This is a genomic window from Vogesella oryzagri, assembly GCF_040148885.1.
Classification (GTDB): Bacteria; Pseudomonadota; Gammaproteobacteria; order Burkholderiales; family Chromobacteriaceae; genus Vogesella; species Vogesella oryzagri.
On the sequence record NZ_JBEFLD010000001.1, the window covers coordinates 120,111 to 133,859 of the forward strand.

Annotated in this window: 16 protein-coding genes and 1 tRNA gene; 10 read left to right on the plus strand and 7 right to left on the minus strand. The window is 65.3% G+C overall.

Annotated features, from left to right (window positions below; translation table 11 throughout):
• Positions 1 to 70: 70 nt before the first annotated feature.
• From nirJ to ABNW52_RS00600, 3 genes are all read left to right on the plus strand, one after another.
• A complete protein-coding gene (gene nirJ / locus ABNW52_RS00590) occupies positions 71 to 1,282 on the plus strand; it encodes a heme d1 biosynthesis radical SAM protein NirJ (protein ID WP_349582574.1) in 1,212 nt (403 codons plus the stop codon).
• A complete protein-coding gene (locus ABNW52_RS00595) occupies positions 1,279 to 2,823 on the plus strand; it encodes a cytochrome D1 domain-containing protein (protein ID WP_349582577.1) in 1,545 nt (514 codons plus the stop codon). Before nirJ ends, ABNW52_RS00595 begins: the two co-directional genes overlap by 4 nt.
• An 89-nt stretch (positions 2,824 to 2,912) precedes the next feature.
• Entirely contained in the window at positions 2,913 to 3,590 is a 678-nt protein-coding gene (locus tag ABNW52_RS00600) for a Crp/Fnr family transcriptional regulator (RefSeq protein WP_349582580.1), read from the plus strand.
• 75 nt (positions 3,591 to 3,665) lie between these two features.
• On the opposite strand, the gene kynU is transcribed toward ABNW52_RS00600, so the two are convergent.
• Positions 3,666 to 4,913 carry a kynureninase gene (kynU, locus tag ABNW52_RS00605; RefSeq protein WP_349582583.1) on the minus strand — a complete coding sequence of 416 codons (1,248 nt, stop codon included), beginning with the start codon at positions 4,911 to 4,913 and terminating at the stop codon, positions 3,666 to 3,668.
• Between the two features lie 185 nt (positions 4,914 to 5,098).
• On the opposite strand from kynU, the gene ABNW52_RS00610 reads away from it, so the two are divergent.
• Together ABNW52_RS00610 and ABNW52_RS00615 are read left to right on the plus strand one after the other, a co-directional pair.
• Positions 5,099 to 5,572, plus strand: coding sequence for an Lrp/AsnC family transcriptional regulator (locus ABNW52_RS00610; RefSeq protein ID WP_349582586.1), 474 nt, complete (start codon positions 5,099 to 5,101; stop codon positions 5,570 to 5,572).
• Between the two features lie 54 nt (positions 5,573 to 5,626).
• Positions 5,627 to 6,040: a DUF1801 domain-containing protein gene (locus tag ABNW52_RS00615; RefSeq protein WP_349582589.1), complete on the plus strand. Its 414-nt coding sequence runs from the start codon at positions 5,627 to 5,629 to the stop codon at positions 6,038 to 6,040.
• A 242-nt stretch (positions 6,041 to 6,282) separates the two neighbouring features.
• Here ABNW52_RS00615 and ABNW52_RS00620 read toward each other — a convergent pair.
• Positions 6,283 to 6,372 (minus strand) — tRNA-Ser (locus ABNW52_RS00620).
• Between the two features lie 99 nt (positions 6,373 to 6,471).
• Here ABNW52_RS00620 and ABNW52_RS00625 point away from each other — a divergent pair.
• Positions 6,472 to 7,623, plus strand: coding sequence for a pyridoxal phosphate-dependent aminotransferase (locus ABNW52_RS00625; RefSeq protein WP_349582592.1), 1,152 nt, complete (start codon positions 6,472 to 6,474; stop codon positions 7,621 to 7,623).
• A gap of 150 nt (positions 7,624 to 7,773) precedes the next feature.
• On the opposite strand, the gene ABNW52_RS00630 is transcribed toward ABNW52_RS00625, so the two are convergent.
• A complete protein-coding gene (locus tag ABNW52_RS00630; protein ID WP_349582595.1) occupies positions 7,774 to 8,655 on the minus strand; it encodes an EF-hand domain-containing protein in 882 nt (293 codons plus the stop codon).
• Between the two features lies 1 nt (position 8,656).
• Positions 8,657 to 9,226 (minus strand): LemA family protein, encoded by a 570-nt coding sequence (locus ABNW52_RS00635; protein ID WP_349582598.1) that lies wholly within the window; start codon positions 9,224 to 9,226, stop codon positions 8,657 to 8,659.
• Positions 9,227 to 9,308: 82 nt separating this feature from the next.
• On the opposite strand from ABNW52_RS00635, the gene ABNW52_RS00640 reads away from it, so the two are divergent.
• Positions 9,309 to 10,178 carry a Rossmann-like and DUF2520 domain-containing protein gene (locus tag ABNW52_RS00640; protein WP_349582600.1) on the plus strand — a complete coding sequence of 290 codons (870 nt, stop codon included), beginning with the start codon at positions 9,309 to 9,311 and terminating at the stop codon, positions 10,176 to 10,178.
• Here the strand turns inward: ABNW52_RS00640 and ABNW52_RS00645 are convergent.
• From ABNW52_RS00645 to ABNW52_RS00655, 3 genes are read right to left on the minus strand one after another with little or no spacing between them, the layout of a single operon-like run.
• On the minus strand, positions 10,165 to 10,503 hold the full coding sequence (locus ABNW52_RS00645; RefSeq protein WP_349582602.1) for a hypothetical protein: 339 nt from the start codon (positions 10,501 to 10,503) through the stop codon (positions 10,165 to 10,167). The two genes, ABNW52_RS00640 and ABNW52_RS00645, sit on opposite strands and share 14 nt — an antisense overlap.
• 10 nt (positions 10,504 to 10,513) lie before the next feature.
• The gene (locus ABNW52_RS00650) at positions 10,514 to 11,218 is read right to left on the minus strand and encodes an SAM-dependent methyltransferase (protein ID WP_349582605.1); all 705 of its coding nucleotides are present in this window, start codon (positions 11,216 to 11,218) and stop codon (positions 10,514 to 10,516) included.
• Positions 11,218 to 11,796, minus strand: a complete 579-nt coding sequence (locus ABNW52_RS00655) for a Maf family nucleotide pyrophosphatase (protein ID WP_349582607.1) — start codon at positions 11,794 to 11,796, stop codon at positions 11,218 to 11,220. Before ABNW52_RS00655 ends, ABNW52_RS00650 begins: the two co-directional genes overlap by 1 nt.
• 138 nt (positions 11,797 to 11,934) lie before the next feature.
• Here ABNW52_RS00655 and ABNW52_RS00660 point away from each other — a divergent pair, with 138 nt between their 5' ends.
• The 3 genes from ABNW52_RS00660 (at position 11,935) to plsX (ending at position 13,744) form a co-directional block, all read left to right on the plus strand.
• The gene (locus ABNW52_RS00660) at positions 11,935 to 12,435 is read left to right on the plus strand and encodes a YceD family protein (protein WP_349582610.1); all 501 of its coding nucleotides are present in this window, start codon (positions 11,935 to 11,937) and stop codon (positions 12,433 to 12,435) included.
• Between the two features lie 30 nt (positions 12,436 to 12,465).
• Positions 12,466 to 12,645, plus strand: coding sequence for a 50S ribosomal protein L32 (gene rpmF / locus ABNW52_RS00665; protein ID WP_017509929.1), 180 nt, complete (start codon positions 12,466 to 12,468; stop codon positions 12,643 to 12,645).
• 64 nt (positions 12,646 to 12,709) lie between these two features.
• Positions 12,710 to 13,744 carry a phosphate acyltransferase PlsX gene (plsX, locus tag ABNW52_RS00670; protein WP_349582614.1) on the plus strand — a complete coding sequence of 345 codons (1,035 nt, stop codon included), beginning with the start codon at positions 12,710 to 12,712 and terminating at the stop codon, positions 13,742 to 13,744.
• Positions 13,745 to 13,749: the final 5 nt, after the last annotated feature.

Consider the following 13,749-nt stretch of genomic DNA (forward strand, 5'->3'; position numbering starts at 1 on the left):
TTGACTGCAGTCAATGAGATTGTGCGGCGCAGCGCCGACGATGACGTCATTGTCATCGCCGGAGGCTGCCATGCTGCGCCTGAGCCATTACCTGCACACCCTGCTGCACCCGGCGCCGCTGGCGCCGCCGCGTGCGCCGTCCGGTCCGGTGGTGATCTGGAACCTGATCCGCCGCTGCAACCTGACCTGCCAGCACTGCTATTCCATCTCCGCCGACAAGGATTTTCCGGGCGAACTGTCCAGCGCCGAAGTGTTTACGGTGATGGATGACCTGTACGCCTGTGGCGTGCGGGTGCTGATCCTGTCCGGCGGCGAGCCGCTGCTGCGGCCGGACATCTACGACATCGGCCGCCGCGCCAAGGCGATGGGCTTCTACGTCGGCCTGTCCAGCAACGGCACGCTGATCGATGCGGCCAACGTTGGCCGCATCGCCGAGGTGGGTTTTGATTACGTCGGCGTCAGCCTGGACGGCATCGGCGCCACCCATGACAAGTTCCGCCGCCTGGACGGCGGCTTCGCGCTGGCGCTGGGCGGTATCCGCCTGGCGCGCGATGCCGGCATGAAGGTCGGCGTGCGCTACACCATGACCGAGGACAACGCCCACGACCTGCCGGCGCTGTTGCAGCTGGTGGCGGACGAAGGCATCGACAAGTTCTACTTCTCACACCTCAACTACGCCGGCCGTGGCAACAAGCACCGCGACAGCGACGCGCGCCACGCCCGCACGCGCTGGGCGATGGACTTGCTGCTGGACACCTGCCACGCGCAGCTGCAGGCCGGCGAGCAGCGCGATTACGTCACCGGCAACAACGATGCCGACGGCGTCTATCTGCTGCAATGGGCGGCCCGACATTACCCGGCGCAGGTCGATGTGCTGCGCCAGCGCCTGCAGCAGTGGGGCGGCAATGCCAGCGGCGTCAACGTCGCCAATATCGACAACCTCGGCAATGTGCACCCGGACACCATGTGGTGGCAGGTGACGCTGGGCAATGTGCGCCAGCGGCCGTTTTCCGCCATCTGGCCGGACACCGCGCACCCGCTGATGGCCGGGCTGAAGCAGCGCCCGCGGCCGGTGCACGGCCGTTGCGCCGCCTGTAGCCAGCTGGCGATCTGCAACGGCAATACCCGCGTGCGCGCCTGGCAGCTGACCGGCGACTACTGGGCCGCCGACCCGGCCTGCTACCTGTCCGATGCCGAGATCGGCGTGGCGGCAGGCGCGCACAGCATGCCGCCGCTGACGCCGTGGCAGCGCGGCAGTGCCGCGGCGGAGGCCCAGCCATGAAAGCCCTGCTCAGCAGTTTGTTGCTGGCATTGGCGCCGTTGATTGCGGCCGCCGCCGACCCCGCCGCGCTGTACCAGCAGCAGTGCCTGAGTTGCCACGGCGCGCAGCGCATGGGCGCGATGGCGCCGGCGCTGCTGCCGCAAAGCCTGGAGCGGCTGAAGCCGGACGAGGTGCTGCGCACCATCCGCGATGGCCGCGCCGCCACGCAGATGGCCGGCTTTGCCGGCAAGCTGGCCGATGCCGACATCCGCGAGCTGGCGGCGTGGCTGGCCACCCCGCCGGCAACGCCGCCAGTGTGGCGCGAGGCGGATACCGCCGCCTCGCGCATCCAGTATCTCGATCCGGCCAAGCTGCCGCTGCGGCCAACCTTTGCCGCCAGCATCGACCCGCGCAACCTGTTCGTGGTGGTGGAGGCCGGCGATCATCATGTCACGGTGCTGGATGGCGACCGCTTCCAGCCGGTGACGCGTTTCCAGAGCCGCTTTGCGCTGCACGGCGGGCCGAAGTTCTCGCCGGACGGACGTTTTGTGTACTTTGCCAGCCGCGATGGCTGGGTGACGCAGTACGACCTGTACACGCTGCAGCCGGTGGCGGAGATCCGCGTCGGGCTGAATACGCGCAACGTGGCGGTATCCGGCGATGGGCGCTGGGTGCTGGCCGGCAACACGCTGCCGGAAACGCTGGTGCTGCTCGACGCCAATGGCCTGAAACCGGTGAAGACCTTTGCGGTAACCGACCGCGGCGGCAAGCCGTCGCGGGTGTCGGCGGTGTACGACGCTGCGCCGCGACACAGCTTCATCGTGGCGCTGAAAGACGCTGCCGAGCTGTGGGAAATCTCCTACGACCCCAAGGCCGCAGCGATCTACCCCGGCTATGTGCACGACTACCAGATGGGCGAGGGCCTGGCCGTGCCCGGCTACCTCAACCCGCGGGTGACGCCGCTGGAGATGGTGCTGGACGATTTCTTCTTTGACGACCGTTATCGCCACGTGATGGCCGCCTCGCGTGACGGCCACGCGCAGGTGATCAACCTGGACTCGCGCAGCAAGGTGGCGGAGCTGCCGTTGGACGGCATGCCGCACCTGGGCTCCGGCATCACCTTCGTACAGGACGGCCACCACTACATGGCGACGCCGAACCTGAAAGGCGGCCGCGTGACGGTGATCGACATGGACCGCTGGCAGGTGGCGGCCAACATCGCCACCCCGGGGCCGGGTTTCTTCCTGCGCAGCCACGAAAACACGCCCTATGCCTGGGTGGACGCGATGATGTCGCCGCGTCGCGACACGCTGTCCATCATCGACAAGCGCAGTTTCAAGGTGGTGCGCGAGCTGACACTGCGGCCGGGCAAGACCAATGCCCACGTCGAGTTCACCCGCGACGGCCGCTACGCGCTGGTCAGCATCATGGAAACGCCCGGCGAGCTGGTGGTGGTGGATGCGGCCAACTTCCGCGAAGTGGCGGCGCTGCCGATGATGAAGCCGATCGGCAAATACAATGTGTTCAACAAGGTGACGCGCTCCGGCGGCACTAGTCATTAGGAGTTAGCCGCCCCCACCATCCGGTGCATGGTTCACCGGCTGGTGGCGGCGTAGCCTTGCCTCCATTGTTTCGATAGGACGAAGCCAGCATGGTGCCGATTGATGTCGCGGTATTTTTGAGCCACCAGCCGCTGTTCCAGCAGCTGTCGCCGCAGCAGCTGCAGGCGCTGGTGCCGGCCACGCGCGAAGTGCGCGGGCAAAAAGGGCAGGTGATCTTCCAGCGCGGCGATACTTGCGACGGCATGTATCTGCTGGTGTACGGCAAGGTCAAGCTGGCGCTGTGTTCCAACGGCGGGGTGGAAAAGGTGGTGGAGATCCTGCATCCGGGGCAGAGCTTCGGCGAGGCCGCCATGTTCCTGGGCAAGGCGTTTCCGGTGATGGCGCAGTTCATCGAGGACGGTCTGCTGCTGCATGTCAGCGTGCAGGCGATCCAGGCCGCCATCGCCAGCGACAGCGGCTTTGCGCAGCGCATGCTGGCCGGGCTGTCGCTGCGGCTGCACAACCTGATGCGCGACGTGGCGCGCTACTCGGTGGAGAACTCGCTGCAGCGGGTGGCCGGCTATTTGCTGCAATTGCAGCGCCAGCGCGACGACAGCCTGGTGCGGCTGGCGGTGAACAAGAACGTGATCGCCTCGCGCTTGAACATCACCCCGGAAACCTTCTCGCGCGTGCTGCACAGCCTGGTGGAGCAGGGCGCCATCGCGGTCAATGGCCGCGATATCGACATCGTCGACCTGAGCCTGCTGCAGCAGCTGGAGGCGCAGTAGCGGCAACCTTGCCAGCTGCAAACACAAACACCCCGGCGCGCCGGGGTGTTTTGCCGTCCAGGTTGGCCGCAGGGCTCAGGTCACCGACGCGCGCTGGTGGAATGCCGGGCGATCCCAGCTGCCGCTGTCCAGGATGTCGCGCAGCACTTCCACCGCGTCCCAGATGTCGGCGTGGCTCAGGTACAGCGGGGTGATGCCGAAGCGCAGCACTTCCGGTTCGCGGTAGTCGCCGATCACACCGCGGGCGATCAGTGCCTGCATCACGGCAAAGCCGTGCGGATGGCGGAAGCTGACGTGGCTGCCGCGGCGGGCATGCTCGCGCGGGGTCACCAGCGTCAGCGGATGTTGGCCGCAACGCTGTTCTACCAGCTGGATGAACAGGTCGGTCAGCGCCAGCGACTTGGCGCGCACTGCCGCCATGTCGGCCTGCAGCGCCACGTCCAGCCCGCACTCCACCATCGCCAGCGAGGTGATCGGCTGCGTGCCGCACAGGAAGCGGCGAATGCCCTGCGCCGGCTGGTAGCTGGGGTCCATGTCGAACGGGCGGTTGTGGCCCCACCAACCGGACAGCGGCTGCCAGAAGCGATCCTGGTGCCGTGCCGCTACCCAGATGAAGGCCGGGGAACCCGGGCCGCCGTTCAGGTATTTGTAGGTGCAGCCGACGGCGAAATCGGCCTCGGCGGCGTTCAGGTCCAGTGGCACCGCGCCGGCGGCATGTGCCAGATCCCAGATGGTCAGCGCGCCGTGGCGGTGCGCCAGCGCGGTGGTGGCGGCCATGTCGTACATGGCGCCGGTACGGTAGTTGACGTGCGACAGCAGCAGCACGGCGACATCGTCGTCCAGCGCCTGCTCTAGCGACAGCGTGTCGTCGGTCAGGCGCAGCTCATAGCCCTGCTGCAGCAGGTCGATCATGCCCTGGATCATGTACAGGTCGGTGGGGAAGTTGTCGCGCTCGGACACGATCACGCGGCGCTGCGGCGCCTGCTGCTGGATGCGGATCGCCGCGGCCAGGGCCTTGAACAGGTTCAGCGAGGTGGTGTCGGTGACCACCACTTCGTTGTCGTTGGCACCCAGCAGCTGGCCCAGCTTGTTGCCCAGCCGGCCCGGCAGCTCGAACCAGCCGGCCGTGTTCCAGCTGCGGATCAGGCCCACGCCCCATTCCTGGCTCACCACTTTGCTGCAGCGGGCGGCGGCGGTCTTGGGTGGCACGCCCAGCGAGTTGCCATCCAGGTACAGCACTCCTTCCGGAATGGTGAATTGCTGCTTGAATGCAGCTAGTGGGTCGCGAGCATCGGCAGCCAGGCAGTCGGCGCGGGTCAGCATGTCAGTCTTCCTTCGTGATGGGCCGGCACGGCCGGCGGTGGGCAATCGGGGCGCTGCTGCGGCGGCTCCCCACCACAAAATCGTAGCACCGGCGCCAGCGGCGCTGGTTGCAAACTTGGCTTGTAGAGCAGTAATTTTTCGCAGACTATTCAATCATCCATGCTGTTGAAGAAAGAAACTTGCGTATGCAACTGGACGCGATTGATTGGCGCATTCTGGCCGCGCTGCAGCACAACGGCCGGCTCAGCAATCAGGACCTGGCCGACAAGGTGGCGCTGTCGCCGTCGGCCTGCCTGCGGCGGGTGCGCACGCTGGAAGAAAACGGCCTGATCCAGGGCTACCACGCGCGGCTGGACGCCGTGCAGCTGGGCTTCGAGCTGGAGGCCATCGTGCATGTCACCGTGGATCACAGCCATCCGGACTGGCACGAAGCCTTCCTGCAGCAGGTCGATGCCTTTGACGAAGTGGTGGCGGCCTATGTGGTCAGCGGTGCCAGCAACTACGTGCTGCACATCCGCGCCCGCGGTCTGCCGGCGTTTTCCACGTTTGTAGTGGAGAAGCTCAACAAACTACCGGGCATGCGCGACATCTGCTCCTACATCGTGATGAAAACGCTGAAGGACAAGCGCGGGGAACTGCCGCTGACGGCGGCATCCTGAGGCGCGATTGCGGGGGCCGGGCGGGGTTTGGGACAAGCGGGTTTGGAGGTGAACATGGCACAGTCGGATATGTCGGCAGGGGCGTCGGCGACGGCGCTGATCGATCAGCGGATCGCCGAATTGGGCGACTGGCGCGGCGAGACGCTGCGCAGGATGCGGCAGCTGATCCAGGAAGCCGATCCGCAGGTGGTGGAGGAATGGAAGTGGCAGACGCCGGTATGGTCGCACGGCGGCATCCTCTGCACCGGCGAATCGTACCGTGCGGTGGTGAAGCTGACCTTTGCCAAGGGCGCGGCGCTACCGGACCCGGTCCGGCTGTTCAACGCCAGCCTGGACAGCAAGGTCAGGCGGGCGATCGACATCCACCAGGGAGAAGAGATCGACGCGGAGGCATTCAAGGCCCTGATCCGCGCGGCGCTGACGCTCAATGCCGCCGGCGGCAAGGCAGGGGGTAAACGGGGCAAGTAAGGGGCGGTCGTGATGCGCATCCGGCTGGCAACACCGAGGTGGCATGCGCAGCTGTGGGGGGCATGGCAGCGGTTTTGATGGCCATCGGCGTGGCAATGGCGTGGTGCCGCGTGATCCCGGCGTCGATTTTGTCGCCGGAGTCGGCGTTTGGTCGCCAGCCCCGGCGGTGCCGCGTCCGCTGCGGAGCGCGCTGAAAACAAAAAAGCCCTTGATCTCTCAAGGGCTTGATTGCGTGGTCTGTCTGGCGGAGAGGGAGGGATTCGAACCCTCGGTACGCTCGCACGTACGCCTGATTTCGAGTCAGGTACATTCGACCACTCTGCCACCTCTCCGCGACAGGCTGCGCAGTATAGAAGTACCCCTTGCCGTTGTCAACTACTGGCATACTGCAAAGCGTGAGAGGCCGCAGACGGCCCAGTGAAAGGGATGCAGTGAAACTATCGAACAGGTTGGCCGCGATTGCGCCGTTTCAGGTGATGGCGATTCTGGAAAAGGCACGCGCCTTGCAGGCGGCCGGGCATGACGTGATTCACCTGGAGGTGGGCGAGCCGGATTTCGCCACCCCGGAGGCGATCGTGGAGGCCGGCCGCGCGGCGCTGGCGGCCGGGCATACTTTCTACACCGCAGCGCAGGGCCTGCCGCAGCTGCGGCAGGCAATCAGCGATTTCTACCGCAGCCGCTTCGGCGTGGCGGTGGCGCCGGAGCGCATCATCGTCACCCCCGGCGCTTCCGGCGCGCTGCAGATTGCGCTGTCGCTGCTGGTGGATCAGGGCGATGGCGTGTTGATGCCTGATCCTACCTATCCGTGCAATCGGCATTTTGTCAGTTTGTTGGGCGGGGTGCCGCAGACGGTGGCGGTGGATGCCGCCACCCGCTACCAGCTGTTGGCCGCAGACGCGGCAGCCAACTGGAAGGCCAACACCGTGGCTACCATGGTGGCGACCCCGGCCAACCCGACCGGTACGGTGCTGAGCCGCGACGAGGTGAGCGATCTGGCGGCGTTGTGTCGCGCCAAGGGCGGGGCGCTGATCGTGGACGAGATCTACCAGGGGCTGACCTACGGTGCTGACTCGTTCAGCGCGCTGTCGCTGGCGGATGATGTGTTCGTGATCAATAGCTTCTCCAAGTATTTCCAGATGACTGGCTGGCGCCTGGGTTGGCTGGTGGTGCCGCCGGATTACGTGGAGCCGGCGTTGCGTCTGGCGCAGAACCTGTTCCTGTGTCCGCCGGCGGCGGCGCAGCATGCGGCGCTGGCGGCGTTCCAGCCGGCGGTACTGGATGTGCTGGAAAGCCGTCGCGCCGAGTTCGGGCGTCGCCGGGATTTTCTGCTGCAGGCATTGCCGCAGCTGGGGTGGAAGATCGACTCGGTGCCGGATGGCGCGTTCTACATCTATGCCGATGTATCGGCGGTGACCGACGACAGTTTTGCCTACTGCCAGCGCATGCTGGACGAGGTGAAGGTGGCGATCACCCCAGGGGCGGATTTCGGCAGCCACCGCGCTGGCCAGTATGTGCGGGTGGCCTACACTACCGGCATCGAGCGGCTGGCGGAGGCCATCGCCCGCATGCGCAGCGTGCAGTAGCCGCTGCAGGATGACACAAGGGCGTGACCGTTGGCGGTCACGCCCTTGTCGTTGCGGCCAACGTTGGCCGCAGGCTGTGGTGTACTAGTCTCGCCGACCGGTGATACCAATCCCACTGGCTCGCGGTACTCGCCCCGCGGCTCGGCGGGCCTAGTGCAGCAGCAGTTTGACCAGCTGCACGGCCGCCAGGGTGGCCAGGCCGGCGTGGCACCAGGCCAGCCGGCGCAGACGGCGTGCGGTGTCGTGCGGGCTGCGCCAGCTGATGATGAAGGGGCGGCCATCCGCCGGCCGTTGCAGCTGGCTGCCCAGCGGCGCTGCAGCCAGCTCGCGATGCATATCCTGTACTTGCGCGTGCGCTGCCTGACGCGCCTGTTCCCATTCCTCGGCCGACAGTTGCCCGTCGCCGTTGCTGTCGAAGCGGCGCAGCAGCGTGCGCGGGTCGTCTTTCCATTGATTCAGCGTCAGCTGCAGGTCGTCGCGGTAATCCTGCCGCTGCGGGCGGTTGCTCGCGCTGTGCAGTTCGCCCAGCACGTACAGCGGGTCGTCGGCGGCAATCCAGCGCTCGGTGTAGCAGTAGTCGCCTTCGCGCCAGCGCTGCACGTGGCGGCTGTCTACCAGCGCGCCATCCGGCAGCACCACCACTTCGCCGCGCTTGTCCAGCAAGCGGAAGGCATCGTCGCTGCGGTGCGATTCGCGCTGGCGGTGGCGGTGGTCGCGGCCTTGGTACTGGCATTCGGCGTGGTACCACAGGCAGCGCATCTTGCCGTAGGGGGTGAGCAGCGGCTTGCCGCCGGGGGCGGCAGCGGCGCCGTAGCATTCGGTGTAACCCTGCGCGGCGGCGCGGGTGGTGGCAGTGGGGGTGTCGGCCACGTGGCGGTAGTGGCGATAGAACCACGCCCACAGCAGCATGCCGCCCAGGCAGGCGGTGGCGACAAACGGCAGCAGTGGTGCGCTGCCCAGCCGCCAGTACATCAGTAGCAGCAACAGGTAGAGCAGCAGTGTGCCCCAGCCGTATTCCAGCAATGCGCGCATGTCAGCGGGTAAACAGCTCGTGCACGTCGATGTCGCGCTTCTCGGCTTCGGCAAAGCGTAGCGGCCGCGCGGCGGCAAAGCCGCACAGGTTGGCGACCAGCACGTCCGGAAACTGCTCGATGCGCACATTGTTGTTGTTGACGGCTTCGTTGTAGAGTTCGCGGCGGTCGGCGATGCTTTCCTCCAGCTCGCTGATGCGCACGATCAGGTGCTGGAACTGCTGGTCGGCCTTCAGCTCCGGGTAGGCTTCCGCCACCGCGAAAATCTGGCCGGTAAGGCTGCGCAGCTGGCCTTCCAGCTCGCCGATGCGGCCAACGTTGGCCGCACGTGCCGCTTCGGACAGCATGGCGCGCGCCTCCATCACCTGACTGAGCGTGCTTTGCTCGAACTGGCTGTAGTGGCGGCACACGTCCACCAGCTTGGGCAGCTCCTCGTGGCGCTGTTTCAACAGCACATCGATATTGGCCCAGCTCTTGCTGACTTCGTGCTTCAGCCGTACCAGGCCGTTGTACAGTGCCACGCCGTAGAAAAACAGCACGGCAAAGGCGGCCAGAAACAGGATCAAGGGCATGGTGGTCTCCGGGAGGTGAGGCGCCATCGTCGTCGTGCCGTCGGCGCGCTGTCAAGCCAGCGGCATGAATAAGGAACTGAACATGCTTACCCTCAATATCATCGGTGCCGGCCGCCTGGGCAAGACGCTGGCGAAGCTGGCGCAGCGCAGCGGCCAGTACCGTATCGGCGCGGTAGTGTGCCGCAGCCTGCCGGCGGCGCAGCAGGCGTGCGCCTTTATCGGCGCTGGTCAACCGTGCGCCAGCGTGCAGGCGCTGCCTGCGGCCAACCTTACCCTGCTGGCGGTGCCGGATGGCGCTATCGCCAGTGTGGCCGCCGAGCTGGCTGCCAGCGGCACACTCGCCGCCGGCAGCGTGGCATTTCACGCCAGCGGCGTGGGCGAGGCGGCGTTGCTGGCACCGTTGGCCGCGGCTGGGGTGCACTGCGCCAGCCTGCATCCGGCGTTTTCCTTTGCCGAGCCGGCGCGGGCGGCGCAGGGTTTTGCCGGCACCCGCTGCGCGCTGGAAGGCGACGCGGCGGCCTTTCCGGTATTGCGCGATTTCGCCCACGCCATCGGTGGTGTGCCGTTTGATCTGGCGCCGGGGGGCAAGGCGGCTTATCACGCCGCGCTGTCGATCGCCTCGAATTATCTGGTGACGCTGCACGACCTGGCGGCGCGGGTGGCGGCGCAGGCGGGCATGGCGGATGAAGTGGCCGCTGCGGTACTGGGTGGGCTGATGCGGCAGACGCTGGAAAACACCCTGGCTCTGGGGCCGCAGGCGGCGCTCACCGGGCCGATTGCGCGTGGCGACGCCGGTACCGTGGCCAGACACCGTGCGGTGCTGTTGACCGCAGACGATGCGCTGTACTGCGCACTGGGGCGGGCGACGGCAACGTTGGCCGCAGATCGGCTGGATGCGGTGACGCAAACGATGCTGGCCCAGGCGTTACAGCCGGTGCTCAGGGCGGAGTGAGTGGTGGGTTGAAGGGGTTGGGCGGCGCCTGGTGGTAGCCCTGGCGCAACAGGCTGTCGATCAACCACTGCGTACCTAGGCGTGCTACCCAGATGTTGCGCGCCAGGTACGGCAGGCAGAGCAGCGGAATTTCCACTGGTCTGCTGGCCAGCAGCAGGCCGGCAAAGACAAACTCGGACAGCAACAGCCAGCGCGCGTGCCCGGCCAGTCCTTCGCTCAATGCCCACAGCGTGGGGGTAATGCAGGCCAGCCAGTTGAAGCCGCTGCTCACCCGGCGCTCGGGCAGAGTGGGGTGGTAGAAGCAGAGCTGTTCGCTGGCGGCCATGCTTGTCGCCCTAGCTGGCGTGAATCACGAAGATCGCCGGGCGCTTGTGAAAGTCCGGCGCCTGCTGTGGCCAGTCTTTCACCAGCCGGCTGACGATGGTCTGCGTCGGCGCGGTCAGGTCGGCGGCCACGCACAGCCGGGTGGCTGGCGCCAGTGTCTCGCGCAGCTGTTGCAGCAGCGCGTTGTTGCGGTACGGCGTTTCGATGAACAGCTGGGTTTCGTTGTTCTGCTTGGAGCGCAGTTCCAGCGCCTTGATCGCCTTGGCGCGCTCGGCGGCGTCCACCGGCAGGTAGCCGTGGAAGGCGAAGCACTGGCCGTTGGCGCCGCTGGCCATCATCGCTAGCAGGATCGACGACGGGCCGATCAGCGGCTCGACGCGGTAGCCTTTCTCGTGCGCCAGTGCCACCAGCTGCGCGCCGGGGTCGGCCACCGCCGGGCAGCCGGCTTCCGATACCAGTCCTACGTCCTGCCCTGCGGCCAACGGTGCCAGCAGCGCCGCCACGTCGGCCGGCTTGGTGTGCTCGTTCAGCGTATTCATCACCAGTTCGCGGATGGGCGTGCTGACGCCCAGCTGCTTCAGGTGCTTGCGCGCGGTTTTTTCCGCTTCCACAACAAAGTGGCTGATGTGGGTGACGCGGGCGCGTTCGCCCTCCGGCAGCCACGGGGTGTCGCCGTCGCCCAGCGGGGTGGGAATCAGATACAGGGTGCCGGCCATCACAGGATCTCCACGCCTTCGTTCTGCAACATGGTCACCAGCGCGAATAGCGGTACGCCGATCAGTGCGTTGGGGTCGTCGGCTTCCACCTTTTGCAGCAGCGCGCCGCCCAGCGTCTCGCTCTTGGCGCTGCCGGCGCAGTGCAGCGCATCCGGTTCGCGCGTCAGATAGTTGCGGATCTGCTGTTCGGTCAGCTGGCGCAGGGTAACTTTGGTGATGCCAACGTCTTCCTGGATATGACCGCTCTTGCTGTTATAAAGGGCAAGGGCGGAGTGGAACACTACGGTGCGGCCGCTCATCCACTTCAGCATTTCTACGCCGTTTTCGAAGCTGCCCGGCTTGCCGATCTGCTGGCCATCCAGTAGCGCCACCTGGTCACCGCCGATGATCAGCGCCTCGGGAAAGCGTTCGGCCAGCGACATGGCCTTGCTGCGCGCCAGACGCACGGCGGTGTCGAGCGCGGATTCGCCAGCTAGTGGGGTTTCGTCGCATACCGGCGCCACCGCGGTGACAGGCAGGCCCAGACGTTCAACGATTTCGCGGCGGTAACGGGAGGTGGAGGCGAGGACGATCTGCATGAAAATTCCGTTTGCGGTAAGCTGCGAGCCTTGCCGGCGGCGTTTCGTGCTGTTTGCCACGCCCGGCAGTGGCTACATGCAGCCTAAACCCTGATTGTTTTGACAAATTACCTGCCGCGATTATATCATCCAAGGTTTATGTCTAACCCGATTTTGATTGATCCGCTCGCTTTCGCCCGCGACGGCGCCCAGTTCGATAAAGAACTGGCCATTGCCGACCTGGACGAACGGGTGCACGAGGTGCTGGCGTCTACTGCCGGCGCGGTGAAATTGTCGCTGGCTGGTTTTGTCGATCGCCTGCGTCGCCCTTCGCTGCGCTATGCGTTGACGGCCAACGTCGAGCTGAGCTGTCAGCGCTGTCTGGGGATCATGCCGTTCGAGGTGGTGAGCGAGGGTGTTATTACACTGTTCGTTAACGAATCGAAGCTGAATGACGCGGTAGCGCAGGACGAAGAACTCGACGCCATCATGGCCGAAGACGAGTTTGACGTGCTGGCACTGATCGAAGACGAAATCATTATGGGCTTGCCGCTGTCGGCGAAACACGACGACTGCGGTTCGGAGCATCTGGAGCGCGCCAAGGCTGATAAGCCTAACCCGTTTGCGGTACTGGCGACGCTTAAGAAATCCGGGTCCTGAACTTTTACTTGTATTTCTTAGGAGTCGACCATGGCTGTTCAACAGAACAAAAAGTCCCCGTCCAAGCGCGGCATGCATCGTGCACACGATTTTCTGACCGCTCCGTCCCTGGCGAAAGAGCCGACCACCGGTGAAACCCACCTGCGTCACCACATCAGCCCGAACGGCTTCTACCGTGGTCGTCAGGTTGTTAAGGCCAAGGGCGAGTAATTCTCGTCACCTCATCGCTACTCTCCCTCATAACTACAGGTAGTTCTACTACCGTTCCACGTTAATGACCATCACTGTAGCGATCGATGCCATGGGCGGTGACGTTGGCCTCAAGGTCACCGTCCCGGCATCTGTCAGATTCCTGCAAGACACCCCCGACGTAAATCTGGTTCTGGTAGGCGATAGCGCCGGCATCGAAGCCGAGCTTGTTGCATTGCCGGCGCAGTTGCGCGCACGCGTCTCCGTACAGCATGCCACTCAGGTGGTGGGTATGGATGAATCGCCGCAGGCGGCGCTGAAGAACAAGAAAGATTCGTCGATGCGGGTGGCGATCAACCTGGTCAAGGATGGCCAGGCTCAAGCCGCTGTCTCCGCCGGTAATACCGGTGCGCTGATGGCAACCGCCAAATTCGTGCTCAAGACCATTCCGGGTATCGACCGTCCTGCCATCGCCAAGATGATGCCGGGTACCGGTGGCGAAACCTGCGTGCTGGACTTGGGTGCAAACGTAGACTGCTCGCCCGAGCAGCTGTTGCAGTTCGGCATCATGGGTGCCGAGCTGGCCGGTAGTCTGCTGCATAAGCCGAACCCGTCGGTCGGTCTGCTCAATATCGGTTCCGAAGACATCAAAGGCACCGAGAACATCAAGCGCGCCGCCGAGCTGCTGCGCGATTCCGGCCTGAATTTCTACGGTAACGTGGAAGGCAACGACATCTTCAAGGCAACGGTAGATGTGGTAGTCTGCGACGGCTTTACCGGCAACGTGGCGCTGAAGGCCTCCGAGGGGCTGGCGCACATGATTGCAACCTTCCTGCGCGAAGAGTTTGCCCGCACGTGGTGGACCAAGCTGTGCGCACTGGCCGCGCTGCCGGTGCTCAAGCACTTCAAGGCCCGCGTTGATCCCCGTCGTTATAATGGTGCCAGTTTCCTGGGCCTGCGCGGGATCGTGGTGAAGAGCCATGGCGGCACCGACGCGCTGGGATTTCGTATCGCACTGGAGCAGGCTTGCGAGGAAGTCCGCGCCAATGTGATTGGTCACATCGCCGACCGGGTCGCTTCCCAATTACAAAATCTCAAGCGCTCCGAGTCTGAAGCTTAAAGTTA

What these genes read in the sequence shown, in the direction of transcription:
- nirJ (WP_349582574.1), top strand. Translation starts at nt 71, where the DNA reads ATGCTGCGCCTGAGCCATTACCTGCACACCCTGCTGCACCCGGCGCCG.
- ABNW52_RS00595 (WP_349582577.1), top strand. Translation starts at nt 1,279, where the DNA reads ATGAAAGCCCTGCTCAGCAGTTTGTTGCTGGCATTGGCGCCGTTGATT.
- ABNW52_RS00600 (WP_349582580.1), top strand. Translation starts at nt 2,913, where the DNA reads ATGGTGCCGATTGATGTCGCGGTATTTTTGAGCCACCAGCCGCTGTTC.
- kynU (WP_349582583.1), bottom strand. Translation starts at nt 4,913, where the DNA reads ATGCTGACCCGCGCCGACTGCCTGGCTGCCGATGCTCGCGACCCACTA.
- ABNW52_RS00610 (WP_349582586.1), top strand. Translation starts at nt 5,099, where the DNA reads ATGCAACTGGACGCGATTGATTGGCGCATTCTGGCCGCGCTGCAGCAC.
- ABNW52_RS00615 (WP_349582589.1), top strand. Translation starts at nt 5,627, where the DNA reads ATGGCACAGTCGGATATGTCGGCAGGGGCGTCGGCGACGGCGCTGATC.
- ABNW52_RS00630 (WP_349582595.1), bottom strand. Translation starts at nt 8,655, where the DNA reads ATGCGCGCATTGCTGGAATACGGCTGGGGCACACTGCTGCTCTACCTG.
- ABNW52_RS00635 (WP_349582598.1), bottom strand. Translation starts at nt 9,226, where the DNA reads ATGCCCTTGATCCTGTTTCTGGCCGCCTTTGCCGTGCTGTTTTTCTAC.
- ABNW52_RS00640 (WP_349582600.1), top strand. Translation starts at nt 9,309, where the DNA reads ATGCTTACCCTCAATATCATCGGTGCCGGCCGCCTGGGCAAGACGCTG.
- ABNW52_RS00645 (WP_349582602.1), bottom strand. Translation starts at nt 10,503, where the DNA reads ATGGCCGCCAGCGAACAGCTCTGCTTCTACCACCCCACTCTGCCCGAG.
- ABNW52_RS00650 (WP_349582605.1), bottom strand. Translation starts at nt 11,218, where the DNA reads ATGGCCGGCACCCTGTATCTGATTCCCACCCCGCTGGGCGACGGCGAC.
- ABNW52_RS00655 (WP_349582607.1), bottom strand. Translation starts at nt 11,796, where the DNA reads ATGCAGATCGTCCTCGCCTCCACCTCCCGTTACCGCCGCGAAATCGTT.
- ABNW52_RS00660 (WP_349582610.1), top strand. Translation starts at nt 11,935, where the DNA reads ATGTCTAACCCGATTTTGATTGATCCGCTCGCTTTCGCCCGCGACGGC.
- rpmF (WP_017509929.1), top strand. Translation starts at nt 12,466, where the DNA reads ATGGCTGTTCAACAGAACAAAAAGTCCCCGTCCAAGCGCGGCATGCAT.
- plsX (WP_349582614.1), top strand. Translation starts at nt 12,710, where the DNA reads ATGACCATCACTGTAGCGATCGATGCCATGGGCGGTGACGTTGGCCTC.